At 73.2% G+C, this 25914-nt stretch carries 22 protein-coding genes; 7 read left to right on the plus strand and 15 right to left on the minus strand.

Features of this window, described 5'->3' with window-relative positions:
* The 6 genes from AC1C2W_RS12340 to AC1C2W_RS12365 form a co-directional block, all read right to left on the minus strand.
* Entirely contained in the window at positions 1-1296 is a 1296-nt protein-coding gene (locus tag AC1C2W_RS12340; protein WP_495389824.1) for a deoxyguanosinetriphosphate triphosphohydrolase, read from the minus strand.
* Between the two features lie 120 nt (positions 1297-1416).
* Entirely contained in the window at positions 1417-2175 is a 759-nt protein-coding gene (locus tag AC1C2W_RS12345) for a metallophosphoesterase family protein (RefSeq protein ID WP_495413235.1), read from the minus strand.
* Positions 2176-2223: 48 nt separating this feature from the next.
* Positions 2224-2823 carry a hypothetical protein gene (locus AC1C2W_RS12350; protein WP_495413236.1) on the minus strand — a complete coding sequence of 200 codons (600 nt, stop codon included), beginning with the start codon at positions 2821-2823 and terminating at the stop codon, positions 2224-2226.
* A 95-nt stretch (positions 2824-2918) separates the two neighbouring features.
* Positions 2919-3857 (minus strand): sugar ABC transporter permease, encoded by a 939-nt coding sequence (locus AC1C2W_RS12355; protein ID WP_495389524.1) that lies wholly within the window; start codon positions 3855-3857, stop codon positions 2919-2921.
* Positions 3857-5434, minus strand: coding sequence for an ABC transporter permease subunit (locus tag AC1C2W_RS12360; protein ID WP_495413237.1), 1578 nt, complete (start codon positions 5432-5434; stop codon positions 3857-3859). The genes AC1C2W_RS12355 and AC1C2W_RS12360 overlap by 1 nt, the downstream gene beginning before the upstream one ends.
* Complete coding sequence (locus AC1C2W_RS12365) at positions 5434-6672, minus strand: sugar ABC transporter substrate-binding protein (RefSeq protein ID WP_495413238.1); 1239 nt, start codon at positions 6670-6672, stop codon at positions 5434-5436. The genes AC1C2W_RS12360 and AC1C2W_RS12365 overlap by 1 nt, the downstream gene beginning before the upstream one ends.
* A 222-nt stretch (positions 6673-6894) precedes the next feature.
* Between AC1C2W_RS12365 and AC1C2W_RS12370 the strand changes: the two genes are divergently transcribed.
* Positions 6895-7917, plus strand: a complete 1023-nt coding sequence (locus tag AC1C2W_RS12370) for a LacI family DNA-binding transcriptional regulator (RefSeq protein ID WP_495389527.1) — start codon at positions 6895-6897, stop codon at positions 7915-7917.
* A gap of 142 nt (positions 7918-8059) precedes the next feature.
* Entirely contained in the window at positions 8060-9901 is a 1842-nt protein-coding gene (locus AC1C2W_RS12375; protein WP_495413239.1) for a glycoside hydrolase family 13 protein, read from the plus strand.
* A gap of 150 nt (positions 9902-10051) precedes the next feature.
* Here AC1C2W_RS12375 and dusB read toward each other — a convergent pair whose 3' ends face one another.
* From dusB to AC1C2W_RS12415, 8 genes are all read right to left on the minus strand, one after another.
* A complete protein-coding gene (dusB, locus tag AC1C2W_RS12380; protein ID WP_495413240.1) occupies positions 10052-11302 on the minus strand; it encodes a tRNA dihydrouridine synthase DusB in 1251 nt (416 codons plus the stop codon).
* Positions 11303-11323: 21 nt separating this feature from the next.
* Positions 11324-11929 (minus strand): response regulator transcription factor, encoded by a 606-nt coding sequence (locus tag AC1C2W_RS12385; protein ID WP_495389530.1) that lies wholly within the window; start codon positions 11927-11929, stop codon positions 11324-11326.
* Positions 11926-13092: a sensor histidine kinase gene (locus AC1C2W_RS12390; protein WP_495413241.1), complete on the minus strand. Its 1167-nt coding sequence runs from the start codon at positions 13090-13092 to the stop codon at positions 11926-11928. The genes AC1C2W_RS12385 and AC1C2W_RS12390 overlap by 4 nt, the downstream gene beginning before the upstream one ends.
* Before the next feature lie 47 nt (positions 13093-13139).
* Positions 13140-13937, minus strand: coding sequence for an ABC transporter permease (locus AC1C2W_RS12395; RefSeq protein ID WP_495413242.1), 798 nt, complete (start codon positions 13935-13937; stop codon positions 13140-13142).
* Entirely contained in the window at positions 13934-14884 is a 951-nt protein-coding gene (locus AC1C2W_RS12400; protein ID WP_495413243.1) for an ABC transporter ATP-binding protein, read from the minus strand. The genes AC1C2W_RS12395 and AC1C2W_RS12400 overlap by 4 nt, the downstream gene beginning before the upstream one ends.
* Positions 14885-15047: 163 nt before the next feature.
* On the minus strand, positions 15048-16700 hold the full coding sequence (gene amaB / locus AC1C2W_RS12405) for an L-piperidine-6-carboxylate dehydrogenase (protein ID WP_495389533.1): 1653 nt from the start codon (positions 16698-16700) through the stop codon (positions 15048-15050).
* Positions 16697-18079 (minus strand): 2-oxoadipate dioxygenase/decarboxylase, encoded by a 1383-nt coding sequence (gene hglS / locus AC1C2W_RS12410; RefSeq protein ID WP_495413244.1) that lies wholly within the window; start codon positions 18077-18079, stop codon positions 16697-16699. The genes amaB and hglS overlap by 4 nt, the downstream gene beginning before the upstream one ends.
* A 13-nt stretch (positions 18080-18092) precedes the next feature.
* Positions 18093-19265: an NAD(P)/FAD-dependent oxidoreductase gene (locus AC1C2W_RS12415; protein ID WP_495413245.1), complete on the minus strand. Its 1173-nt coding sequence runs from the start codon at positions 19263-19265 to the stop codon at positions 18093-18095.
* Between the two features lie 257 nt (positions 19266-19522).
* Between AC1C2W_RS12415 and AC1C2W_RS12420 the strand changes: the two genes are divergently transcribed.
* Positions 19523-20473, plus strand: coding sequence for a LysR family transcriptional regulator (locus tag AC1C2W_RS12420; RefSeq protein ID WP_495413246.1), 951 nt, complete (start codon positions 19523-19525; stop codon positions 20471-20473).
* 65 nt (positions 20474-20538) lie between these two features.
* Here the strand turns inward: AC1C2W_RS12420 and AC1C2W_RS12425 are convergent, their stop codons facing one another.
* On the minus strand, positions 20539-21930 hold the full coding sequence (locus AC1C2W_RS12425) for a glycine--tRNA ligase (protein WP_495413247.1): 1392 nt from the start codon (positions 21928-21930) through the stop codon (positions 20539-20541).
* A gap of 209 nt (positions 21931-22139) precedes the next feature.
* On the opposite strand from AC1C2W_RS12425, the gene AC1C2W_RS12430 reads away from it, so the two are divergent.
* From AC1C2W_RS12430 to AC1C2W_RS12445, 4 genes are all read left to right on the plus strand, one after another.
* Positions 22140-22526 carry a YciI family protein gene (locus AC1C2W_RS12430; protein ID WP_495389538.1) on the plus strand — a complete coding sequence of 129 codons (387 nt, stop codon included), beginning with the start codon at positions 22140-22142 and terminating at the stop codon, positions 22524-22526.
* 47 nt (positions 22527-22573) lie between these two features.
* Positions 22574-23830, plus strand: coding sequence for an RNA polymerase sigma factor (locus tag AC1C2W_RS12435; protein WP_495389539.1), 1257 nt, complete (start codon positions 22574-22576; stop codon positions 23828-23830).
* 409 nt (positions 23831-24239) lie between these two features.
* Positions 24240-25148: an ABC transporter ATP-binding protein gene (locus AC1C2W_RS12440; protein ID WP_495389540.1), complete on the plus strand. Its 909-nt coding sequence runs from the start codon at positions 24240-24242 to the stop codon at positions 25146-25148.
* Between the two features lie 22 nt (positions 25149-25170).
* On the plus strand, positions 25171-25911 hold the full coding sequence (locus AC1C2W_RS12445; protein WP_495389541.1) for an ABC transporter permease: 741 nt from the start codon (positions 25171-25173) through the stop codon (positions 25909-25911).
* The last annotated feature ends 3 nt before the right edge of the window (positions 25912-25914 follow it).

The following is a 25914-nucleotide window of genomic DNA, read 5'->3' on the forward strand; positions in this document are numbered from 1 at the left end:
CTAGCGGGCCTTCCGCACCAGCCGTGCGTGGAGCTGCGTGGCGGACACGTCGGTGAGCGACGCCACCTGGTCGACGACGACGCGCAGCCGCGCGCCGTCGTCGGCCGCGTCGCGCCAGTCGGCCGCGAACGGCGCCTCGAGCGCGTCCGGGCCCCGGTCGAGCAGCGCCTCGACGAGCTCCGCGATGAGCTCGCGCTGCTCGCCGTACACCGGCTCCGCCTCGCGCGGCGCCATCACGTACGCAACCGCGACGCCCTTGAGCGCCAGGATCTCGTCGGCCGTCTCGGGCGGCACCACGAGCCGCGCCGCGTACCGGGTCAGGGGGCCGTCGCCGAAGACCTCGCGCGTCGCGGCCTGCGCCGACCCGCTGAACCGGCCGATGAGCTGGCTGGTGGCGTCCTTGAGCCGCGCGAGGGCGCGGCGCGAACCGTCGAAATCGGTGACGAGGTAGCCGGTGTCGCGCAGCCGCACCAGGGCGGCGTCCAGGGCGTCCGGGTCGTGCCAGTCGCCGTACCAGGAGCGCACGTGCCCGGCGACCCGCGCCCGCTCGTCCGGGTCGCCCAGCACCCGCAGGTCGAGGCGGCCGCCCACCACCGCGTCCTCGACGTCGTGCACCGAGTAGCTGATGTCGTCGGCGAGGTCCATGACCTGCGCCTCCATGCAGCGCATCCCCTGCGGCGCGCCCTCGCGCAGCCACCCGAAGACGGGTGCGTCGTCGGGGTAGACGCCGAACTTGGGCGTGGCGGCGCCGTCCGGGCGGGCCGGGCCCGCCCCGTGCGCCCACGGATACTTGACGCTCGCGTCGAGGCTCGCGCGCGTGAGGTTGAGCCCGCGCGGCGACCCATCTTCGGCGAAGATCTTGGGCTCCAGCCGCGTGAGCAGGCGCAGCGTCTGCGCGTTGCCCTCGAAGCCACCGATCGGCTCGGCGATCTCCGCGAGCGCGCGCTCCCCGTTGTGCCCGAACGGCGGGTGGCCGAGGTCGTGCGTGAGGCACGCGGTGTCCACGAGGTCGGGGTCGCAGCCGAGCGCGCGACCCATCTCGCGGCCCACCTGCGCCACCTCGAGCGAGTGGGTGAGGCGGGTGCGCACGAAGTCGTCGCTGCCGGGCCCGAGCACCTGCGTCTTGGCGCCGAGCCGGCGCAGCCCGGAGGAGTGCACCACCCGAGCCCGGTCCCGCTCGAACGGCGTGCGGAATTTGGACTTGGGCGGCTCGGCGAACCAGCGCTGCACGTCGTGGTCGGTGTAGGAGGGCGTGCCCTCCTCGCCCGGCGCGGGGCGCGGGTACGTCCCGACCACGGTCGGGTCGAATGCGCCCTGCTCGAACGTCTGCACGGGGTGCAGCCTAGCGAGCGCCACCCATGCCCGACCGTGCACGACCGGCGACGGGCTGGATCACGGCATAGGTCACGGCATCGATCAGGGTGCGGGGACCACGCGCCCCCGGTAGACGGCGGTCCGCAGCTCCCGCTCCCACTCGGCGAAGCAGGGCATGCCGAGGTCCCTGGCTGCGGCGAGCTCGGCCTCCACGTCGTACGGCACGCGCACGTGCTGGATCGAGAACGGCGCCGGTTCCTCGCCGTCCGGAACGCCCTCGAGGATCGCGTAGGCCGGCGTCGGCTCGTCCAACGGGTTGCCGACGCTGCCGGTGTTGAACAGCGTGCGGCCCTGGTACGTCTCGACGTACGCGTCGTGCACGTCGCCGTACCCGACGACGGTCGGCTCCGGGCCCGACCCGGTGAGCTCCGTCGTCGCGAACATGCCCGCGAACTCCTCGGGCGTGTGGTGGAAGTGCACGCGCGTGTGCACGCTCGCCGCCGAGGCGTGGAACAGCCGGACCCGCCGACCCGAGAGCACCAGGTCGTAGCTGAGCGGCTTCGAGGCGAGCCACGCCAGCTGGTCGGGACGCAGCTCGTCGCGCCACCAGACCATCTCGGCCGAGCCGTCGTCGGGGATCTGCGCCAGGAAGTCGTCCCAGTTGCCCCGCACGTCCGCCTCGCACACCTCGGCGAGCCGATCCACGACGGCGCTCCCCCGCGGCCCCTTGCCGGCGTCGTCGCCGAGGTTGATCACGCGCGCGATCCCCCGGGCCGCGACGTCGGCGAGCACCGCCTCGAGCGCGCCGAGGTTGCCGTGCACGTCGGAGAGCACGGCGATGCGTTCCAGGTTGCGAGCCACGACTCCGATGCTTCCACAGCCGAAGGTCGGCCAGGCCGACACGGCGGCTCAGCGGCGGCGGCGCCCGATCGCCCACCCGGCGGCGAGCGCGATCGCGATCCCCACGGCCTGTCCGCCGAGGATCACCTTGTTGAGGTCCAGCACGGGCTTCCAGAAGGTGCCCTCGGCCGAGACCACGAAGACGCCCAGCGGCTTGACGCGCAGGCCGTAGCCCCCGCCACCTCCGCCGCCCTCGCCCTGCCCCTCGCCGTGGGCCTCGCCCTGCGCCTCGCCCTTGGCGTCGCCCGTCGCGTCGCCGTGCGCGGAGCCCGGGGCGCCCTTGTCGGCGGGAGCGTCCGCCCCGGCGTCGCCGGAGCCCTCGTCGGTCGCCGCGGTGCCGATCCGGAACGACCGACGCCACCCGGTCCCGTCCCCCGTGCCCCGCCCGGACCCGCTGCCCGTGCCGCTGCCGGCGCCGTTTGCAACGCCGTTCCCGGCTCCGCCGGCCGCACCGGTGCCGATCCCGCCCCACACCTTGGCGACGGGGACGATCAGCTGGCCTTGGTGCTCATAGGGCTCGCCGTATGCGCGGCGCACGGAGAACGAGTCGTCGGCGGCGTCGGTGAGCCGCGCGAGGTCCGGGACGTAGGTGCGCGTGTCGTCGGTCATGACGCACAGGCTAGGACCCTGGTGTGACGGCCGCCACAAGGATCGCGGGTGGTCCTCGTGACGACCGTCTACCTGCCCGGGGATCGGCCCCGCGATCAGCCCTTGACGGACCCCGCGGTGAGCCCGCCCACGATGTACTTCTGCAGGAACAGGAAGAGCGCGAGCACCGGGATCGCGGACAGCACCGCCCCGGCGGCGAACAGGCCCCAGTTGGCCTCGAGAAGCGACGACACCCAGCCGTACAGCCCCACGGCCAGCGTCCAGTTCGACTCCGACTGCAGCACCACCCGCGCGACGATGAACTCGCCGAACGTGCTGATGAAGCTGAGCAGCCCCACGACGGCCAGGATCGGCGTCACCAGGCGCAGGATGATCGTCCAGTACACCTGGGCGTGCGAGGCGCCGTCGATCTTGGCCGCCTCGTCCAGCTCACGCGGGACGGTGTTGAAGAACCCGTACATGAGGAACGTGTTCACGCCCAGCGCCCCGCCCAGGTACACGCAGATCAGCGCCAGCTTCGAGTTCAGCCCGAGCGCCGGCACCACCTCGCCCAGCGAGATGAGCAGCAGGAAGATCGCGACGAACGCCAGCATCTGCGGGAACATCTGGATGATCAGCAGCGAGGTCAGCCCCAGCCGCCGGCCCGCGAACCGGAAGCGGGAGAACGCGTACGCCGCGGCCGCGCCCATGAGCACGGTGCCCACGGCCGTCGCGACGCCGATCACCAGGGTGTTGCCCATCCACGTCCAGAACTTCGTGTCCGCCAGGGCGGCGTAGTTGGCGCCGCTCACCTGCGCGAACAGGTCGTTCGACCCGGTCAGTGTGCCCGACGGCGACAGCGACGCCGAGAGCACGTACACGATGGGGAAGACGGCGTAGAGCACCGCCAGCACCCCGACGACGTGCCGCCAGCCCAGCTCCCGTGCCCACCGGCCAGCGGGCATGCGATGGCGCAGCTGCTGCGGTGTGCGCGCGTCGGGGCGTGCGGTCTGCCCGGTCGGCTGTTCGGTCGGCCGTTCGGTCGGCGTCGTCATCAGCTCAGCTCCTCGAGCTTGCGGGTCTGCCGGAACGCGATCGCGGAGATGACTCCGACCACCACGAAGATCACGATGGACAGGGCGCTGGCCAGGCCGTAGTCGCGGGGCGCCGAGCCGTCCAGCCCGGAGACGTTGTAGACCATCGAGATGAGGATGTCGGTGTGCCCCAGCGGCACGGACGCGTCGTCGAACCGTGGGCCGCCGTTCGTCAACATCTTGATCAGCGTGAAGTTGTTGAAGTTGAAGGCGAAGCTCGAGATGAGCAGCGGCGCCGTGGCGACCAGCAGCAACGGCATCGTGATCGACTTCCAGGTGCGCCACTTGCCGGCGCCGTCGATCCGCGCGGCCTCGTACACGTCGCCCGGCAGCGACTGCAGGGCGCCCGTGCAGATGAGGAACATGTACGGGAAACCGAGCCACAGGTTGACGCCCAGCACCGACAGCTTGGCCAGCCAAGGGTCGGTGAGCCACGGGATAGCCGCCCCGCCCAGGAGCACCTGGTTGATCACGCCGAAGCTCTTGTTGAGCATGCCCGACCACAGCAGGGCCGCGAGGAAGCCGGGCATCGCGTACGGCAGGATCGTCAGGGTGCGGTAGACCTTGCGGCCGCGCAGGCGCGGGTCGTTGAAGACCATCGCGAGGAACATGCCCAGCGCGAAGGTCGTGACGACCGACAGCACGGCGAATGCGAACGTCCACGCGAGAATCTTGATGAACGGGCCGGCGTACCGGTCGTCGCCGAACGCCGTCGCGAAGTTCTCGAAGCCCACGGTGACGCGCCAGCCGACGGGCAGCGCCTCGCCGTCCGCAGACTCGAACTGGCCCTCGTCGTTCGGCGTGAAGACCACGCCGGTCGTCGTGTCGGTCATCGTGTCGGCGGCCTCGTCGTACTCCAGCACCGGCTGGAAGACGTAGCCCGTGCGGGCGTCCTGGGTGCGCACCGAGCCGTCGGCCGGGTCGTCCGAGACGGGCACCCGCAGCGTGGTGACCTCGTCCTGGCGCTGCAGCACCGTCGCGCGGTCCAACACCGTCCAGCCGGGCACCTCGGTGACGGCCCCGCCCGAGACCGTCGCGTCGGGCGCGGCGGCGAGCGGCTCCTCGGCGGTGCCGACCTCCACGCCCTCGTCGTCGACGACGGCGAACCCGAGGTCGCCGCCGTCCGACTCCACGACCGTCAGCGGCTGGGCGGGCGAGCCCTCGACGCGGCGCTCGTTCTGCACCAGGAGGGCGTCGATCGCCTGCTCCTTGGTGGAGTTGTGGCCGTCGCCGTAGTTGGTGAACGCGACGTAGCCGGTGTAGCCGATCACGTAGACCTGATAGACGAGCAGGAACGCCAGCCCGGGAAGGATGTACTTCAGCGGCAGGGCGCGCTTGGTGAAGTACACCCAGTTGGCGACCACGAGCAGCGCCACCATGGCCGCGAGGATCCCCCACGACCCGGCGCGCCACGCCGCGAGGACGCCGAACACCCCGAGGGCGTCCACGAGCGCGATGAGCACGAGCTTGACGGCGAAGCCGGCTCCGGAAAACGTCCCGGAGCCGGCGACGGCGCCCTTGTAGCGGGCACGCGACATCAGCCGAGCGCACCCTCGATGTCGGAGACCATCTTGTTCCAGGCCTTCACCGGGTCGTCGGCCTTGCCCGAGATGATGCTCGCCTCGGTGACGCCCCAGAAGGACCACACGGAGCCCATCTCCGGGATGGACGGCATCGGCACGGCCGACGCACCGACCTCACGGAAGCCCGCGACCAGCGGGTCCTCGGACGCCTTGTCCGCCGCCTCGAGCAGCGCCGGCGGGCGGCCGCCGGCCTCGAACAGCGCCGTCTGCGCCTCGGCGGTCGACAGGTAGTTGACGAGGAAGTCGTTGGCCACCAGCGCGTTCTCACTCTGCGCGCTGACGAAGAAGCCCTGCACCCCGACGAACGGCTGCGCGGGCTGGTCGCCCGGCGCGGGGATCGGGTCGACCGAGAGCTTCAGGTCCTTGAACTGCTCGAGCATCCACGGGCCACCAATGACGAACGGCGACTCGCCCTTGGCGAAGGCCTCGACGGCGATGTCGTAGGAGATGTCGGTGCTGAGGTTGCCCGCGTCGCCCTGCTCGCCGAGCCAGGTGGCGAAGGCCTCGCCGTTCTTGCCGCCGAGGGCGAGCTCGGGGCGGTACGAACCGTCGTCGTTCTGCTCGAACACGGGGGCGCCGAACGACGTCTGGAACGGGTAGTACGTGTAGGGGTCGCCCTTGTCGCCGTCGGACTGGATGAGGAACGGGAACTTGGTGCCGGCCTTCTTCCCCGCGGCGACCATGTCGTCGTAGGTGGCGGGCGCCTCGGGGGCGAGCTCCGTGTTGCGGATGAGCGCGATGTTCTCGATGGCGTAGGGCAGGCCGTAGACCTGGCCGTCCTGCGTGAACGCCTGCACGGACACCGGGAGGAAGTCGTCGGCCTTGTCGCCCAGCTCGATGGGCTGCACCACGCCGTTCGCGGTGAACTCGCCGAGCCAGTCGTGCGCGCCGACGGTGATGTCGGGGCCCTCGCCCGTGGGGACCTGGGCCAGGAAGTCCGCGCGGATGTCCTCGAAGTTCTTCTGGACGATCTCGACGTCGACGCCCGACTCCTGCTCGTACGCCTCGGCGGCCGCCTGGACCGCCGCCTCGCGGGTCTCGTCGACCCACACGGTGAGCGAGCCGGACGCCGACGGCGCCGCGCTCCCCGTGTCGGAGTCGGCGGAGGATCCGCCGCTCGGCTCTCCGCTGCCGCACGCCGCCAGGGCCAGGGTGGTGGCCAGGGCCGAGGCGAGAAGGATGCTCCGTCGCATCGTGGTGTCTCCCAGCTGTCATCGGTGGACGGCCCCGCGACGGTCTTGCCGCCGGACCTTGAATGCCCACAACGTACGGACCGTTGCAGCGCGATGCAAGATCTTGCGATAACTTTTCAGCAACGCGTGGCAAACGGCCGCCACGCGCGCCGCCCGGGTGTCGACCACGCCCGGGCGACCCACTCAGGACGAGGAGGTCCCGTGTCCCCTACGATTCCTCGGGTGCGCACCCGACTGAGCGACCTGGCAGAGCAGGCAGGCGTGTCGACGGCCACCGTGTCACGCGTGCTCAACGGCAAGCCCGGGGTTGCGAGCTCCACCCGGCAGGCCGTGCTCGCGGCCCTCGACGTACTCGGGTACGAGCGCCCCTCCGCCCTGCGCGGCCGCTCCGCCGGCCTCGTGGGCCTCATCGTGCCCGAGCTGACCAACCCGGTCTTCCCCGCGTTCGCGCAGGCCATCGAATCGATCCTCGCCCAGCGCGGATATACCCCGCTCCTGTGCACCCAGGCCCCCGGGGGCACCACCGAGGACGAGTACGTCAGCACGCTCGTGGACCACTCCGTCGACGGGATCGTCTTCGTCTCCGGCCTGCACGCCGACACCCGCGCGGACCACACCCGCTACGGGATGCTGCGGAGCCAGGGCGTGCCGATCGTCCTCGTGAACGGCTACGCGCCGGGGATCGACGCGCCCTTCGTCTCCCCCGACGACGCCGCGAGCGTCGACGTCGCGGTGCAGCACCTGGTCACGCTCGGCCACCGCCGCATCGGCCTCGCGATCGGCCCGGAGCGATACGTCCCGTCCCGCCGCAAGCTCGACGCCTTCGTCGCGGCCCTGGTGCGGTGCGGGCTCGCCGACGACGAGGCCGCCGCGCGCGAGCAGGTGCGCTCGAGCCTGTACACGCTCGAGGGCGGGCAGGCCGCGGCCGCCGAGCTCCTCGAGACCGGGCACACGGCGATCGTCTGCGCGTCGGACCTGATGGCGCTCGGCGCCGTGCGCGCGGCGCGGTCGCGGGGCCTGCGGGTGCCTGACGACGTGTCGATCGTGGGCTACGACGACGCGCCGCTGATCGCCTTCACGGACCCACCGCTGACCACGGTGCGCCAGCCGGTCGAGGCGATGGCCCGCGCCACCGTGAGCGCGCTGCTCACCGAGATCCAGGGCGAGCGCGCCCCGCGCACCGAGCTGCTCTTCGCCCCGGAGCTCGTCGTCCGCGGCTCGACGGGGGCCGTCCCGCGGGACTGATCCGCGTCCGGCGATCAGGTTTTTCTGTAACCGTTGCAGCAAGGCTTACACTCGATGGCCGTACCCACGTGGCACTCCTGCGCCTCGTGCCGACCGACCAGGGCCCGGACACGGTGTCCCCAGCAAGGTGAGGAAGCCAGCGATGACGTCCACCCAGCCGTACACCCCCGCCACGACCGCAGAGGGGGCGCCTGCAGGCGCCGATCCGCTGCGTGCGGGCGCCGTCGTGCACGCCGGGAGCGACACCGCCCGGCAGTGGTGGCGGGACGCCGTGATCTACCAGGTCTACCCGCGCTCTTTCGCCGACGGCAACGGCGACGGGATCGGCGACATCCCGGGCATCACGTCGAGGCTCGACCACCTCCGGACGCTCGGCGTCGACGCGGTGTGGCTCTCGCCCTTCTACCGCTCGCCGCAGAAGGACGCCGGCTACGACGTGGCCGACTACCGCGACGTCGACCCGCTGTTCGGCACCCTGGCCGACTTCGACGACATGCTCGCCGGCGCCCACGCGCGCGGCATGCGCGTCATCGTCGACCTCGTGCCCAACCACACGTCGGACCAACATGCGTGGTTCCAGGAGGCGCTCGCCGCCGCCCCCGGCTCGCCCGAGCGCGCCCGGTACGTCTTCCGCGACGGCCGCGGCCCCGCCGGCGACGAGGCGCCGAACAACTGGCAGTCCATCTTCGGCGGCCCGGCCTGGACGCGACTCACCGCGCCCGACGGCACCCCCGGCCAGTGGTACCTGCACCTCTTCGACTCCACCCAGCCCGACCTCGACTGGGAGAACCCCGAGGTGCGCGCCGAGTTCGAGCAGGTGCTGCGCTTCTGGCTCGACCGGGGCGTCGACGGGTTCCGCGTCGACGTCGCGCACGGGCTGATCAAGGCCGAGGGCCTGCCCGACTGGGACGGCCACGTCGAGATGGTCACGGGCAGCAGCGACGAGCAGGCGGACGGCGTGCCCGGTGATGTCGAGCCCGGTGATGTCGAGCCCGGTGCGCCCGAGGACGGCTCCACCGGCGCGGGCAACCAGGGCCCGATGTTCGACCAGGACGGCGTGCACGAGGTGTACCGCGCCTGGCACCGCGTGCTCGCGGAGTACGACGGCGACCGGGCCCTGGTCGCCGAGGCGTGGGTGGAGCCGCTGTCCCGGCTGGCGCGCTACGTGCGCCCCGACGAGATGCACCAGGCGTTCAACTTCTCGTTCCTCACCACGGGCTGGGACGCCCCCGCCCTGCGCACCGTCATCGCGGCGTCGTACCGGGCGAACGACGTGGTCGGCGCCCCGACCACCTGGGTGCTGTCCAACCACGACGTGGTGCGGCACGCCTCGCGGCTGGGCTCGGCGGACCCGTCGGTGCGGCCGAACGGCGTCTTCGCCACCGACCCGCAGCCCGACGAGGAGCTGGGCCTGCGCCGAGCCCGCGCCGCGAGCCTGCTGATGCTCGGGATGCCCGGGTCCGCGTACCTGTACCAGGGCGAGGAGCTCGGGCTGCCGGAGCACACGGCGCTGTCCGCCGACGTGCGACAGGATCCGGCGTTCTTCCGGACCGGGGGCGCCGAGGCGGGTCGCGACGGCTGCCGCGTGCCGCTGCCGTGGTCGGCCGGCGAGCCCGGCTTCGGCTTCGGGCCCGCGGGCGAGCCCTGGCTGCCGCAGCCCGACTCGTTCGCGCGCTACGCCGCGGACGTGCAGTACGGCGTCGCGGGGTCGACGTTCGAGACGTACCGCGCCGCGCTCGCGCTTCGCCGGGCCGAGGGCCTGGGCCACGGCGGGCTCGCCTGGATCGAGTCGTTCGCTGCCTCCGACGACGTCATCGCGCTGCGCAACCAGGACGTCGTCGTGCTGGCGAACCTGGGCACGCGGCCCGTCGTGCTGCCGCGGGGCGCCGAGGTGCTGCTCGCGTCCGGCCCGACCTTCAGCGACCGGTCGTCCGACCCGCAGGTGCGCGTCCCCGCGGACACGACGGTCTGGCTCCGCGCCTGACGGCACCCTTCGCTGGTTGAGCCCGTCGAAACCGTTCGTTGGTTGAGCCCGTCGAAACCGTTCGTTGGTTGAGCCTGTCGAAACCCTTCGCTGGTAGAGCCTGTCGAAACCCGGAACGTGGTTTCGACAAGCTCAACCAGCGATGTGCGGTCAGCCGCCGCTGACGCTCAGCTCGGCCTCGCGCAGCTTCGCCTCGAACTCCGCATTGAGGTCGCGTGAGTCCAGCCACCCGTAGGGCAGGTGCGGCTGCTTGGGCGACCCGGCCCGGCCGCGCGGGCCCTCGGCGTCCTCGCCCGGGTAGCCCAGCGTCAGGTCGAGGGAGTCCAGGTGCTCGCGCAGCTCGGCGAGCGTCGAGACCATCGCCAGCGCGCGCCGCGAGTCTCCCCCGGCCGCATAGCCCTTGAGGTACCAGGCCATGTGCTTGCGCAGGTCGCGCATGCCCTTGCCCTCGTCGCCGTCGTAGTAGTAGTCGATCATCAGCTGGCCGTGGCGGTAGATCATGTCGGTGACCTCGCGCAGCCCGGGGCGCACGCGCGCGTCGGAGCCGTGGAACGCGGCGGCGAGGTCGGCGAACAGCCACGGCCGACCCTGGCACCCGCGTCCGACGACGACGCCGTCCACCCCGGTCTCGCGGACCATGCGGAGCGCGTCCTCGGCCGACCAGATGTCGCCGTTGCCGAGCACCGGCACGCTGCGCACCTCCTCCTTGAGCCGCGCGATCGCGGTCCAGTCGGCGGTTCCCGAGTAGTAGTCGGCGGCGGTGCGCGCGTGCAGCGCGACGGCGGCCACGCCGAGGGACTCCGCGATGCGGCCCGCCTCGAGGTAGGTGAGGTGGTCGTCGTCGATGCCCTTGCGCATCTTGACGGTCACGGGCACGCCGTGCGGCTCGGCGGCCTCAACCGCGGCGCGCACGATGTCGGTGAAGAGCTGGCGCTTCCACGGCAGGGCCGAGCCGCCGCCCTTGCGCGTGACCTTGGGCACCGGGCAGCCGAAGTTGAGGTCGACGTGGTCGGCGCGGTCCTCCCCCGCGATGATCGACACCGCGGCGCCGACCGTGGCCGGGTCGACGCCGTACACCTGCGCGGACCGCGGGGTCTCGTCGTCGCCGAACGTCACGATGCGCAGCGACTCGACGTTGCGCTCCACGAGCGCGCGGCTCGTGACCATCTCGGCCACGTAGAGCCCGGGGTCGAAGCCCTGCGACGCGCCGGCCTCGCGGCACAGCGTGCGGAAGGCGCGGTTGGTGACGCCCGCCATCGGCGCCAGCACCACCGGGGTGTCCACGGTGATCGGCCCGATCTGCAGCGGCGGGAGCACGCGCGCAGCGGCATCGTCGCGAGGGCCGGGAGCGCCGGGCGCCGACGTGCTGACGGAATCGAGGGTGGAAGTCACGTCCCCCATTGTCGCAAACGTCGGGGACCGCTACAGCCAGCCGTTCTCCTGCGCGATGCGCACCGCCTCGGCGCGGGTCCGGGCGCCCGTCTTGCCGATCGCCGCCGACAGGTAGTTGCGCACCGTGCCCTCGGACAGGAACGCCTCGGCCGCGACCTGCGCGACCGTGCCGCCGGCCGCGGCGAGGGCCAGCACGTGCCGTTCGCGCTCGGTCAGCGGGCTCGCGCCCACGGTGAGCGACGCCACTGCCAGGTCGGGGTCGACGGCGCGCAGCCCGGCGTGCACGCGGCGCACTGCGTCGGCGAGCTGCTCGGCGGGGGTGTCCTTGACCACGAAGCCGCTCGCCCCGGCGTCCAGGGCCCGGCGCAGATAGCCCGGGCGCCCGAAGGTCGTGACGACCAGGGTGCGGCAGGAGGGCAGCGCCTCCCGCAGCGCCGCCGCGGCGGCGATGCCGTCCATGCCGGGCATCTCCACGTCGAGAAGGGCGACGTCGGCCGCGGACGCCCGGGCGGCGTCGAGCACCGCGTCCCCGCGGCCCACCTGGGCCACGACCTCCAGGTCGGGCTCGAGGTCGAGCAACGCGGCGAGCGCGCCGCGCACGAGGGCCTGGTCGTCGGCCAGCAGCAGTCGGATCACGCGTCGATCCTGGCACTCGCCGCGGGCCGGTCGGCATCCGGCCGCACGGTGACCGCGAGCCGGAAGCCCCCGAGCGGGCTCGGCCCGGTCTCCAGCACCGCGCCGGCGGCGCGGGCGCGGGCCGTCAGCCCGGTGAGCCCGTTGCCCCCGCTGCGCTCGCCGGGGTCCGCGCCGGACCCGTCGTCGTCCACGACGAGGCCGTCGGCCTCCACCGTCACCGCCACGCGCGAGGCGCCCGAGTGCCGCAGCACGTTGGTGGTGCCCTCGCGCAGCACCCAGGCGAACAGCTCGCGCCGGTCGGCCCGGACGACGTCCACGGCGCCCGGCAGGTCGGCCGCCATCCCCGCGGCGTCCAGCGCGGAGCGGGCGGCCGCCAGCTCGCCGGCCAGCGTCACCTGCCTGGACCCGGCCACCATGCCCCGCACGTCCGCGAGCGCCCCGCGGGCGAGGTCCTGGATGTCGCTGACCTCGGTGACCGCCCGTGCCCCCGGCGACCCCTCCGGCAGCGGGGCGGCGTCCGCCCGCAGCAGCTTGGCGGCCAGCTCCGCCTTGACGGAGATCACCGTGAGTGAGTGCCCGAGCACGTCGTGAATGTCGCGGGCGATGCGTTCGCGCTCCCGGGCAACGGCGAGGTCGGCGACCTCCTGCTGCGCCTCGCGCAGCCGCCGGTTGCGTTCGATGACCTGCGTGAACCCGTACACAGCGGCGCTGGCGAGCAGGGCGCCGACGACGTTGCCGTCCTCGGTCTGCCAGCCGGGCACGAGGCGCGGCAGCACGACCATCACGACGATGCTGCCCCCGACGAGCACCAGCGCGGCCCGCCCGCTCAGGAGGTAGATGCCCGTGACGCACACGAAGACGAGCCCCACGAGCCCGTGCTGGTGCGCGGCCAGGCAGGACAGCGCCACGCACGCGCACTGCGCGGTCAGGAGGAGCGCCGCAGTGCGCGGGCGCAACGCGGGGCGCCGCCGGAACCCCAGGAACGTCATGGCGAAGATCCCTGCGACCCCGAGCACGCCCAGGACACCGACCACGCGCAGCGTCGCGGTGGGCGCGTCGAGGGACGCCTGGAACGGCTCGACGAGGAAGACCACCCAGATGATCGCGAGGACCGGGCCGACGCGCGGGATCCCGCCGAGCGGGGCGGGGGACGTGGAGTTCACGTCCCCCACCGTGCCATGTGATCCGACGGGTGCCGGTACACCGACGCTCACGCCCGCGCCGTGTCCTTGCGGAACCGCCATGCCGCGCCGACCGAGAAGACGGCGGCCCACGCCACCACGTTCACCACGGCCGCGACGCCGAGGTCGCCGCCCAGGGGTGCGTGCACCAGCTCGGCCAGGCCGTACGTCGGGAAGAACTGCGCCACGCCTGCCCACCAGCCGTCGCCGAGGGGCATGAACAGCCCGCCGCCGAACGACAGGAGCGCGAGCACCGGCCCGAGGATCTGCATGACATTCTCGGCGGGCAGCAGGTAGCCCACGAACAGCCCGAACGCGGCGAAGACGAGGGAGCCCGCCCAGGCGAGCACCGAGCACAGGATCCAGGCGCTGGCCGGCATCTGCGCCCCGGCCACGGCGGCCACCACCAGCGTGACCGCCACCGAGACGGCGCCCAGCGCCATCGCGGCCGCGAGCTTCACGCCCACGTAGACGGCGGGCCGCAGCGGCGTCAGCCGCAGCTGGCGGGTCCAGCCCTGGCCGCGCTCCACCGACACGCTCGCCCCGCCGCCGGTCGCGGTGACCATCCCCCCGTAGAGCGCCATCGAGACGGCGATCCACGCGGTGACGTTGCCGTTGCCCGCGCTCTGGTTCGCGTAGTCGCCCTGCAGCCCGAAGATGAGGAAGAAGACGGGCGGCATCACCATCGAGAAGATGAGGGAGCGCCGGTTGCGCAGCGAGCGGCGCAGCTCGACCCCGAGGTAGATGCGCACCGCCGTCGCGGGCCGGATGCGGGGCCTGGGGCCCGCCGTGCGGGAGGGGGTGGGCGTCGTGGTCAGGGTGCTCATCGGAGAGCTCCGTCCGTGGTCGTCGGTGCGGCGGTGGTGAGGGCGACGAAGGCGTCCTCGAGGTTGTCGGAGGCGACCTCGAGGTCGCTCGCGGCGGTCTGCGTGAGCAGATAGCGGGCGACGAGGTCGGAGTCGGCCGTCCGTACGACGAGCCGCGAGCCGCGGTGGTCGATGGCGTCCACGGCCGGCATGTCGCGCAGGCAGGCCGCGACATCGGCGCGCTCGTCGTCGTCGAGGCGCGCGCTGACGGTGCGCCCGGACGCGAGGCTCTTCACCTCGGCCGTGGAGCCGTCCGCGACGACGCGGCCCTGGCTGACCAGCACGACGCGGTCCGCGTACGCGTCGGCCTCCTCCAGGTAGTGGGTGGCGAAGACGACCGTGCGGCCGGCGGCGGCGTCGGCGCGGATGGCCGCCCAGAACTCGCGGCGGCCCTCGACGTCCATGCCCGTGGTGGGCTCGTCGAGCAGGAGCAGGTCGGGCTCGGAGACCAGCGCCATCGCGAACCGGAGCCGCTGCTGCTGGCCGCCGGAGCACTTGCCGACCATGCGGTCGGCGAGCTCGGCGATGCCCGCGCGCTCGAGGTAGGGCGCCGGGGAGCCGGTCTTGCCGAAGAGCGCCGCGGTGAGGGAGACGGTCTCGGCGACCGTGATGTCGCGCAGCAGCCCGCCCGTCTGCATGACGGCCGCGACCCGGCCGGCGGCGATCGCGGCGGCGGGGTCGGTGCCGAACACCTGCACGCTCCCGGACGTCGGAGTGCTCAGGCCGAGCACCATGTCGATGGTGCTGGTCTTGCCGGCGCCGTTGGGGCCGAGGAAGGCGACCACCTCGCCGGGCGCGATCTCCAGGTCGATGCCGTCGACCGCGCGCACGGGGCCGGACGGCGAAGGGAACTCCTTGCGCAGCCCGCGCAGGCTCAGCGCGGGGGTGGGTGTGGTTGTCGAGGTCATGTCTCGATCCTGGCGGTCCAGGCCGCTGACCAGCAGGGCCGCCTGTCACGACCCTCGCATGACATCTGTCATGGCCACGTCGGTCGAGCCTGCGCCGTCCTGAGCCTGTCGAAGGGTCGAGACCAAGCCCGAGGGCCTCGACAGGCTCGACCGGCGACAACGCTCAGCCGAAGCTGACCCCCTGCGCGAGAGGCAGCTCGGTCGAGTAGTTCACCGTGTTGGTGGCGCGCCGCATGTACTGCTTCCACGCGTCGGAGCCGGACTCGCGACCGCCGCCGGTGGACTTCTCGCCGCCGAACGCGCCGCCGATCTCGGCGCCCGAGGTGCCGATGTTGACGTTGACGATGCCGCAGTCGGACCCGACCTCCGACAGGAACGTCTCGGCCTCGCGCACGTCGAGCGTGAAGATGGCGCTGCTCAGGCCCTGCGGGACGTCGTTGTGCAGGGCGATCGCCTCGTCCAGCGTCTCGTAGGTGAGGACGTAGAGGATCGGGGCGAACGTCTCGCGCCGCACCACGTCGGTCTGGCCCGGCATCCGCACCAGCGCCGGCGACACGTACGCGGCGCCGGGCGCGCCGTCGACCTCGACCGCCTCTCCCCCGACGACGACGGTGCCGCCGTCCGCGCGTGCCTCGTCCAGCGCGGCGCGCATGCGCTCGCTCGCGGCGGCGTCGGTCAGCGGGCCGACGAGCGTGCCGCCGGCACGCGGGTCGCCGATCGGCAGCCCCGCGTAGGCCCGCTCAAGGCGGGCCACCACGTCGTCGACGATGGACGAGTGCACGATCAGCCGGCGCATGGACGTGCACCGCTGCCCGGCCGTGCCGACGGCCGCGAACACGATGCCGCGCACGGCGAGGTCCAGGTCCGCCGACGGCGCGACGATCGCGGCGTTGTTGCCGCCGAGCTCCAGCAGGTACCGCCCGCCCCGCGCGGCGACGGCCGGTGCCACCTGCTGCCCCATGCGCTCGGACCCGGTGGCCGAGAGCAGCGCCACGCGGCGGTCCGCGACGAGCGCCTCCCCCGCCTCGCGCCCGCCCACGACGACGGTGCTCACCGTCTCCGGGAAACCCGCCTCCATCAGCGCGCGGCGCAGCAGCGCGTTCGAGGCGAGCGCGCTCAGCGGCGTCTTCTCGCTCGGCTTCCACACCACGGTGTCCCCGCACACCAGGGCCACGGCCGTGTTCCAGGACCACACCGCGACGGGGAAGTTGAACGCGCTCACCACGCCGACCACGCCGATCGGGTGCCACTGCTCCATGAGCCGGTGGCCGGGCCGCTCGGACGGCATCGTACGCCCGCCCAGGGACCGGGACAGCCCGACGGCGTAGTCGCAGACGTCGATCATCTCCTGCACCTCACCGAGCGCCTCGGAGGTGATCTTCCCGGCCTCGATCGTCACCAGCTCGGCCAGGTCCGCCTTGTGCTCGGTGAGCAGCTCGCCGAGGCGCCGCACGACGGCGCCGCGGACGGGCCCGGGGACGGACTTCCAGGTGCGGAACGCGGCGGCGGCCGCGGTGATCGCCGCGTCGACGTCGGCCGCGTCCGCCTCCGGCAGGGTGAGCAGCGCCTCCCCCGACAGCGGCGAGACGACATCGATGGTTGAGCTTGCGCCGTCCTGAGCCTGTCGAAGGGTCGAGACCCCGCTGGTCGAGCCTGTCGAGACCCGGGTTTCGACGGGCTCAACCAGCGAGATGGTTTCGACGGGCTCAACCAGCGAGATGGTTTCGGCAAGCTCAACCGGCGAGATCCGTCGCAGCGCGGCGAAGGCCGCGTCGCGCAGGTCGGTGGTGAGCGGGGTGGTGGTCTGGGTGGTCATGCCTGGGCTCCCTGGTCGGTCGAGGATCGCTCGAGGTGGTGGGGGTCGACGCCGAGGCGGCTCGCCGCGCGGTCGCGCGACGCCTCCACCTGGGCGGCGTACAGGTCGAAGGGGTCGAACAGCTCGCGCCCGACGGCGCCGGACATCCAGTCCGCGTCGCGCTCCGCGCCCGCCTGCGTGGCGTCCTTGGAGCCCTCCTCGGTGAGGTTGGACTGGAAGATGCCCGCCGCGGAGCGGGGCAGGAAGTCCTCGTAGACGATCGGCTCGCGGCGCACGGTAGGGGTCCGGCCGGACGTGGTCTCGACAGGCTCGACCGACGGGTCGACGTCGTAGGTGAAGTAGCCCAGCCCCTGCTCGACAAGGCCCTCCTCCGTGGCGGGGAACGTCTCGCGCCAGACCTCCGGAGTTGTGCCCGCCGCGATGGCGGCGTCGTAGCGCGCCCGGCCCTGGGGGGTGAGCGCGATGCCGCGCGCCTCGACCTCGCCGAAGCGCACGCGCAACGCGTCCTGCACCACCTGGCCGTCCGGGGTGCGGAACGTGCGGGGCTCGGCGAGGGCCCGGAACGACGTCTGCCGCAGCAGCACGTCCGGCCCCTCCCACCGCGGCGGGCCCTGGATGGCGTCGATCATCGTGATGCCGCGCGCCTCCATCCGGGCGTACAGGTCGTCGATGTCGAGCACGCGCGGCGTGAGGTGGTTGATGTGCGTGGACGCGACGCCGCCGATGTCGGCCGCCACGGCCGAGACGGCCTCCAGCTCGCGGTACCACGCCTGGTCGACGGGCTCGTGCGACAGCTCGAACGCCTCGGTGGCCAGTCGCAGGAACGTCGCGGCGTCGTCGTCGGTCAGGCCTCCGTCCGCCTCCGCGCGGTCCGCGAGCGCCAGCAGCTCGGGCCCGAAGAGGGACCTCCTCTGGAGGAAGGTCTCGAGTCGCGCCTGCAGGTCCGCGCTGAAGAACCGCCGGTCCCCGGGCACGAGCATCGACGTGAAGACGCGGAACGGGTTGCGGGCCAGCTCGGCGCGGTCCACGGGCCGGAATGCCGTGGAGATCACCGGCACGGACGACGTCGACGCGTCGCGCAGGTCGTAGAAGCCCACGGGGTGCATCCCCATCGCGCCGAAGATCCGGGCCACCTGCTGGATCTCCGCGGGCGTGCCCACCCGGATGGCGCCGTGCCGCTCCGCCGTGACGCGGTCGATCGAGCCCAGCCGCTCGGCGTCGGCGCCGCGGGCGCGCACGACGTCGGCGTTGACCTCGTGGGACACCTCGAGCAGCGTCGTGTACGCAGGCACCTCCCGGCCGTACATGTCGGACAGCGAGCGCGCGAACGCCGCCCGCAGCCGCCACGGTTCGTGGAATGAATCGAATGCGTCACTCACGGTCTTTCCTTCCTCAGATGATGTTGGCCTCGGTGCGCGCCCGCCGTGCCCCGAACCGGCCGGCGTCGAACGCCGACACGTCCACGCCCCGCGCGGCGGGCGTGCCGGCGCGGCCCAGGTAGAGGTCGGCGACGGCCTCGCCCACAGCGGGCGCCTGCAGGAACCCGTGGCCTGAGAACCCGCAGGCGTACAGCACGCGGGCGTCTCCCGCGCCGCCGCCGACGCCGGGGGCCTCGCCGATCAGGGCGTCGTGGTCCGGGGTCATCTCGTACAGCCCGGCCCAGCCGCCCATGAACGGAGCCTCGGCGAGCGCGGGGGTGGCCTGCGCCACGAGGGACCGCAGGTACGGCTCCCAGCCGGGGTCGTACGCGGTGTCGAACCCGACCGGCGTACCCGGCTCGGACGCGCCGAGCAGCAGCGTGCCGCGCGCGTCCGCGTTGTGCAGGTAGTACGTGGTACCGAAGTCGATGGTGAACGGGATCGTGGGCGGCACCCGCTCCAGCGGCGCGGTGAGCGCGATCTGCCGCCGCACCGGGTCCACCGGCAGGTCCACGCCCGCCATCGCGCCGACGGCGCGCGACCAGGCGCCGGCGCACACCACGAGCGTGGGAGTCGTGACCCGGCCTCGGGAGGTGACGACGGTCAGTCGCCTGTCGGGCTCGTGCGCAGCGCGAGATTCGACGGCGGTCACGGCGGCGCGGGTGACGACCGTGGCGCCCCGCCGGCGCGCGCCGTCGACGTACCCGGCCACCACGGCGGCCGGGTGCGCCCACCCGTCCCGCGGCGCGTACGCGGCCCCCGCGTACGCCGTCGCCGACAGGTACGGGTTGAGACGACGCGCTTCGCGGACGGTCAGCAGCCGGCTGCCGACGCCGTGCGCGTTCTGCATCGCGACCGACCGGCCGAACAGCTCGACGTCGTCGTCCGTCGGGAGCGCGAAGAGGTAGCCGGCCTGCCGGAGCCCGATGTCGGCGCCCGGCCGACGCCGGAAGTCCTCGTACAGCTCGAGGCTGCGGCGCCCGAGGTCCACGTTGGCCGGGTCCGAGAACTGCGCGCGCACGCCCCCGATGGGCTTGCCCGAGCTCCCCCGGCCCAGCTCACCCGACTCCACGAGGAGCACGTCGGCGCCGGACTCGGCCAGATGGAACGCGACCGACGCCCCCATGACCCCGCCCCCGACCACCACGACGTCCGCCGACCCCGGCAAAGACCCCGGCAATGGCTCCGCGCGTCCCGGCACCCGACCTCCCTCGCTCGGCTGACCTTGCTGATCCCGGACGGCCGCCCCGCCGCCCGCTCTCATCGTGCCGAGCGTGAGCGTCCAGGACCATCGAAGATTGGTCCCATCGATCATGCAGAGGTTCTATACAGTCAGGCGGGCGGGCGGCGTCGCAGCCGGCACGCCCGCGGTGGAGAGTCGAAGGGAAGGATTGAGGTACCGAGATGGAGACGTCCTCGCGCGACCTGCCGTGGCCCGCGCTGCGCGCGCTGCAGGCCCTGGCCGAGCACGGCACGATGACGGCGGCCGCGGCCGCCCTGGGCTACACGACCGGGGCGGTGTCCCAGCAGCTCGCCCTCCTGGCGCGCCACCTCGGCACCGAGGTGGTGCGCCCGCACGGCCGCGGGGTGGCCCTCACCGAGGCCGGCGCGGTGCTCGCCGCGCGGGCGGAGGAGCTGCTGGTCGCCCAGCGCGACGCTGTCGACGCCGCGCGCGCGGCCACCCGCGACGCGGTCGGCACCGTGCGCGTGGGAGCGTTCGCCACCGTCGCGGCGAGCATGCTGCCCCGCCTGGTCACGGCCCTGGCCGCCGCACACCCCCGGGTGAGCCTCGAGGGGTACGAGCTGACGGTCGACGACGTCGCCGCCGCGGTGCGCCGCGGGGACGTCGACCTCGGCCTCGGCCTCGACTACCCCGGCGCCCCGATCCCGCGCGTGCCGGGCACCACCCTGCGCCCGCTGCGCACGGAGCGGTTCGCCGTCGTCTCCGCGCCGACGTCGGACCTGGCCGACCGGCTCGGTCTCGCCGACCTCGCCGACGTGCCGTGGATCCTGCCGCCCATGCCCACCCACTACGGGGCCGCGGTCCGCCGCGCGTGCCGCTCCGCCGGGTTCGAGCCGCGCGCGGCACACGAGGTCAACGACACGTCCACCACCCTCGCGCTGGTCGCCCAGGGGCTGGGCGTGGCGCTCGCCACCCCGATGATGCGCACCCTGCGCCCGGCGGGCGACCTGCACCCGAGCACGCTGCGCGACCTCGTCGAGCGCGAGATCGTGCTGCTCGAGCCGAGCGCCGTGCCGCGCCGCCCGGCCGTCGACGCGCTCATCGCGGTGGTCGAGGCCGTGGTGCACGGCAGGCTCACGGGAGACGACGGCGCGGCGCGCCCGGTGTGGTGACCCGTGTGGTGACACGTGTGGTGACCGCCGTCGCTCCCGCGGAGACCTGCGTCCGAAGATCTGCGTCAGAACGCGGCGAGGTGCTCCGCGAGGTATCCGGTGACCTTGTCGAGGGCGACCCGCTCCTGCGCCATCGTGTCGCGGTGGCGGATGGTGACGGCGTCGTCGTCGAGCGTGTCGAAGTCGACCGTGACGCAGAACGGCGTGCCGATCTCGTCCTGACGGCGGTAGCGACGGCCGATCGCGCCGGCGTCGTCGAAGTCGACGTTCCACGACCGGCGGAGCTCCGCCGCGAGGTCCCGCGCCTTGGGCGACAGGGCCTCGTTGCGGCTCAGCGGCAGGACGGCGGCCTTGACGGGCGCGAGGCGCGGGTCGAGGCGCAGGACCGTGCGCTTGTCGACGCCGCCCTTCGTGTTGGGCGCCTCGTCCTCGGCGTACGCCTCGACGAGGAACGCCATGAGCGAGCGGGTCAGGCCCGCGGCCGGCTCGATGACGTACGGGAGCCAGCGCTCGTTCGTGGCCTGGTCGAAGAACGACAGGTCCTTGCCCGAGTGCTCCGAGTGCGTCTTGAGGTCGAAGTCCGTGCGGTTCGCGACGCCCTCGAGCTCGCCCCACTCGCTGCCGGTGAAGCCGAAGCGGTACTCGATGTCCACCGTGCGGGTGGAGTAGTGCGAGAGCTTGTCCGCCGGGTGCTCGTACAGGCGCAGGTTGTCCGCGTCGATGCCGAGGTCCGTGTACCAGGCCATGCGGGTGTCGATCCAGTACTGGTGCCACTCGGCGTCGGTACCGGGCTGGACGAAGAACTCCATCTCCATCTGCTCGAACTCGCGGGTGCGGAAGATGAAGTTGCCCGGCGTGATCTCGTTGCGGAACGACTTACCGATCTGCGCGATGCCGAAGGGCGGCTTCTTGCGCGCGGCGGTCGCCACGTTGGAGAAGTTCACGAAGATGCCCTGCGCCGTCTCCGGCCGCAGGTAGTGCAGGCCGGACTCGTCCTCGACCGGACCGAGGTACGTCTTGAGCATCATGTTGAAGTCGCGCGGCTCCGTCCACTGGCCGCGGGTGCCGCAGTGGGGGCAGGCGATCTCGGCGAGGCCACCCTCAGGGGCGCGGCCCTTCTTCTCCTCGAACTCCTCGATCATGTGGTCCTCGCGGAACCGCTTGTGACAGCTGAGGCACTCCGTCAGCGGGTCGTTGAACGCGCCGAGGTGGCCCGACGCCTTCCACACGGGGGTCGGCAGGATGACGGCGGAGTCGAGGCCCACGACGTCGTCGCGTCGCGTCATCGCGCGCCACCACTGCTGCTTGATGTTCTCCTTGAGCTCCACGCCGAGGGGCCCGTAGTCCCACGCGGAGCGCGTACCGCCGTAGATCTCGCCGGACTGGAACACGAAGCCTCGCCGCTTGGCGAGGGAGACGACGGCGTCGAGCTTGGCGCTGGGGGACGGTGCTGCCACGGGATCACTCCTGGGTGTCGGGCCGCCACGTGGCTCGTGGGGCCGGGTGGGAACGGCGCAGCCGGGCGGCACGTCGGGACCCGACGAGGACCGGCTGCGGTGGCCCCAGCCTACCGGGCGGCACCTCAGGGTCGAGGTGACGATTCGGGAGCCGTTCGATCGTCACAGGGGTACACGATCGACGACCTTGAGAGATGAGGAGAGGGACCATGCGCTACGCACTGCTGCTGCACAACCCCGAGCCCGGCCCGGGCGAGATCCCGGCCGAGGGCATCGCGGAGATGGAACGGCTGTTCGGCGAGTACGCCGACGCGCTCGTGAGCGCGGGCGTGCTCGTCGCGGCCGAGATCCTGCAGTTCTCGCACGCGACCACCACCGTCACGCGCCGCACGGGGGCCACCCAGATCCAGGACGGCCCGTTCGCCGAGACCAAGGAGGCGCTGGCGGGCGTCTTCGTCATCGACGTCCCGGACGCCGACGCCGCCATCGCCTGGGCGGAGAAGTGCCCCGGCGCCTCCTACGGCTCTGTCGAGGTCCGGCCGGTCGCCACGTCCGTCGTCGACGGCGCGTGGACCGCACCCGGCCCGGCGGAGTAGGCCACCGGTCGAGCCGACACCGCCGGTCGATCCTGCCGAGACCCGACGTGAACGACGACACACCTGACGCCGCGTACGACGCGGCGGCCGCAGCCGCACGAGACGGCTACGGCCGCCTCGTCGCGCTGCTGGCCGCCGGCGACGGCGACCTGCAGTCCGCCGAGGACGCCCTGGGCGACGCCCTCGAGCGCGCCCTGCGCACCTGGCCGGCGTCGGGGGTGCCGGACAACCCCGCCGGGTGGCTGCTCGCGGTGGCCCGGAACCGGCTGCGCGACCGGCACCGCTCGGCCGAGGTGCGGCGGACCACGTCGCTGGAGCCGGAGCGGCACGCGCCCGCCCGGCTCGAGGACGTCGACCCCGATTCGGTCGGCGACCGGCGCCTCGAGCTGCTGCTCGCCTGCGCGCACCCCGCCGTCGCGCCCCCGGCGCGCACGCCGCTGATGCTCACCACGGTGCTGGGGTTCACCGCCGCGCAGATCGCGCCCGCGTTCTCGGTGCCCACCGCCACGATGGCCACCCGGCTGGTGCGGGCCAAGCGCCGCATCAAGGACGCCGGGATCCCGTTCGACCTGCCCGACCGCTCCGCCCTGCCCGGCCGCACGGCCGACGTGCTCGAGGCCGTCTACGGCGCGTACGTCGTCGAGTGGTCCACCGCCGCGCCCGAGCCGCGCGGGCTACCGCCCGAGGCGCTGCAGCTCGCGGAGATCCTCGCCCGCCTCGTCCCCCGCGACCCGGAGGCCCGCGGCCTGGCCGCGCTGGTGCTCCTGTCGTCGGCGCGCGCCCCCGCCCGCACCGACGACGACGGACGGTTCGTGCCGCTCGCCGAGCAGGACCCGGCCCGCTGGGACCGCACCCTCGTCTCCCGGGCGCACGAGCACCTGCGCGCCGCCCACGCGCAGGGCACGGTGGGCCGGTTCCAGCTCGAGGCCGCCATCCAGGCCGTGCACTGCGCCCGCCGCGTCGGCGCTCCACCCGACCAGGCCACCCAGGCCGCCCTGCGCCGGCTGCACGAGGCGCTGCAGCGGGTGGCTCCGTCGCTCGGCGGGGCGGTGGCGCTCGCGGCGGTGGTCGCCGAGGCCGACGGCCCCGTCGCCGGCCTCGCCCGCCTCGACGACCTCGACCACGGGGCCGCCGCGGCGGCCCGCTTCCAGCCCGCCTGGGCCACCCGCGCCGACCTGCTCGCCCGGCTCGGCCGCGCGGACGACGCCGTGGCCGCCTACGACCGGGCGATCGCCCTGACCCAGGACCCGGCCCCGCGCGAGTACCTGGAGTCCCGCCGCGACGCGGTCCGCACGAGCGGGTGAAGGTCGTCCCTCCGGACCAGGCAGCGTGGGCGGCGAATGCGGCGAGGAGGACGTCACGTCCGCGAGCCGCTGCGGGGCCTCCTGCGCGACGTAGTGGAGCCGCGTGCCGTTCACCGCTGCGGTGCCGTGCCGGACGCCCGCGACGGTGGCGTGGTCGGAGCTCATAGGCCTCCCGGCACGACGATAAGACAACCAGCCGCCCATGACTTCGCGCTGCGCGCCGTCGCGGAGGGGGCCGGGTCCGTCTCCGAGGTCGGGCGGCGCACGTCGGTCTCCAAACAGGCGGCGGCGAGGCTCGCGGGACCGGGACCCCTCCACCGATCGGTTGATGCGCGCATCCCCCGGACCCTCGTCAGGTGCAGCCGCGTAGTCGATCCGGCGCGCGGGGCCGGCCGGCGAGGCTGCAGGCATGGCAATCATCGAGGTAGAAGATCTCGTCAAGAGGTACGGCGACCACACCGTCGTGAACGGCGTCGGGTTCACGGTCGACGAGGGCGAGATCTTCGGCATCCTGGGCCCGAACGGGGCCGGCAAGACCACGACCGTCGAGTGCATCGAGGGGCTGCGCACCCCGGACGGCGGCACCATCCGCGTCTGCGGCCTCGACCCGCACGCGCACGACGGCGAGCTTCGGCAGCTGCTCGGCGCACAGCTGCAGGAGAGCGAGCTGCCCGACAAGCTCACGGTGGGCGAGGCCCTTGAGCTTTACAGCTCCTTCTACCGCGCACCGGCCGACTGGCGCGAGCTGGCCGAGATCCTGGGCCTCGCCGGCAAGCACCGCACGCAGTTCCGGCGGCTGTCGGGCGGCCAGAAGCAGCGGCTGTCGATCGCGCTCGCGCTGATCGGCAGCCCGAGGGTGGCCGTGCTCGACGAGCTCTCCACGGGCCTGGACCCCCAGGCCCGCCGTGACGTGTGGGACCTGATGGAGTGCATCCGGGACCGGGGCGTGACGATCCTGCTGGTCACGCACTTCATGGCGGAGGCCGAGCGCCTCTGCGACCGGGTCGCCGTGATCGACGCCGGACGCGTCATCGCCGTGGACACCCCCGCCGGGCTGGTCTCCGCGGTCGACGGCCGACAGCGGATCCGCTTCCGGCCCTCCGGACCGTTGGACGACGCCGTGCTCACCGTCCTGCCGGAGGTCACGGCCGTCGAGCGGGCCGCGAACCAGGTCGTCGTGACCGGCACGGGAGACCTGTTGCTCGCCGTGACCGGTGCGCTCGGCCGCACCGGGATCAGCGCGACGGAGCTGAGGGTCGAGCAGGCCACGCTCGACGACGCGTTCGTCGCGCTCACCGGCCACCCCGTCGAGTCCTGAGTCGAGACCTGAGGAGACCACGATGTCCGTCCTGTACCGGCTCACCGCCACCGAGACCAGACTGTTCTTCCGCGAACCGGCCGTCGTGTTCTTCACGATCGCGTTCGCCCCCGCCCTGCTCGTCGTCGTCGGCCTGATGCCCGGGATGCTCGACGGCAACGTCGGTGCCGAGCACCTCCGACCCATCGACCTGTTCCTGCCGATCGTCATCGCCATGGGCATCGCGCTCTTCGCGCTCACCGGACTTCCCCCGCTGTTCGCCTCCTACCGGGAGAAGGGCGTGCTGCGACGCATGCGGACCACCCCGGTCGAGCCGGGGCTCCTCATCGGGGCGCAGCTGGTGATGGCCACGATCCTGTCCGTGGTGACGACGCTGGCCATCCTCGCCATCGGCCGGCTGGCGTTCGGCGTACGCCTGCCTCCGCAGCTCCCGGCGTTCGTGATCAGCTACCTGCTGCTGGCGCTGGCGATGTTCGCCGTCGGCCTGCTCGTCGCGTCGATCGCGCCGAGCGCCCGGAGCGCCACCGCGGTCGGGACCCTGGCGTTCTTCCCGCTGGTGTTCTTCGCCGGCCTCTGGGTACCGCGCCGCGACATGTCCGACGTCCTGCGGACGATCAGCGACCTCACGCCGCTGGGCGCCGGCGTACAGTCGCTCCAGAACGCGGCCGCCGGGGCCTGGCCGGCACCGCTCCAGATCGCCGTCATGCTGGCCTGGGCGATCGTGGCCGGGGGGCTGGCCGCGCGATACTTCCGCTGGGAGTGAGTG

Source organism: Isoptericola sp. Y581, assembly GCF_059445475.1.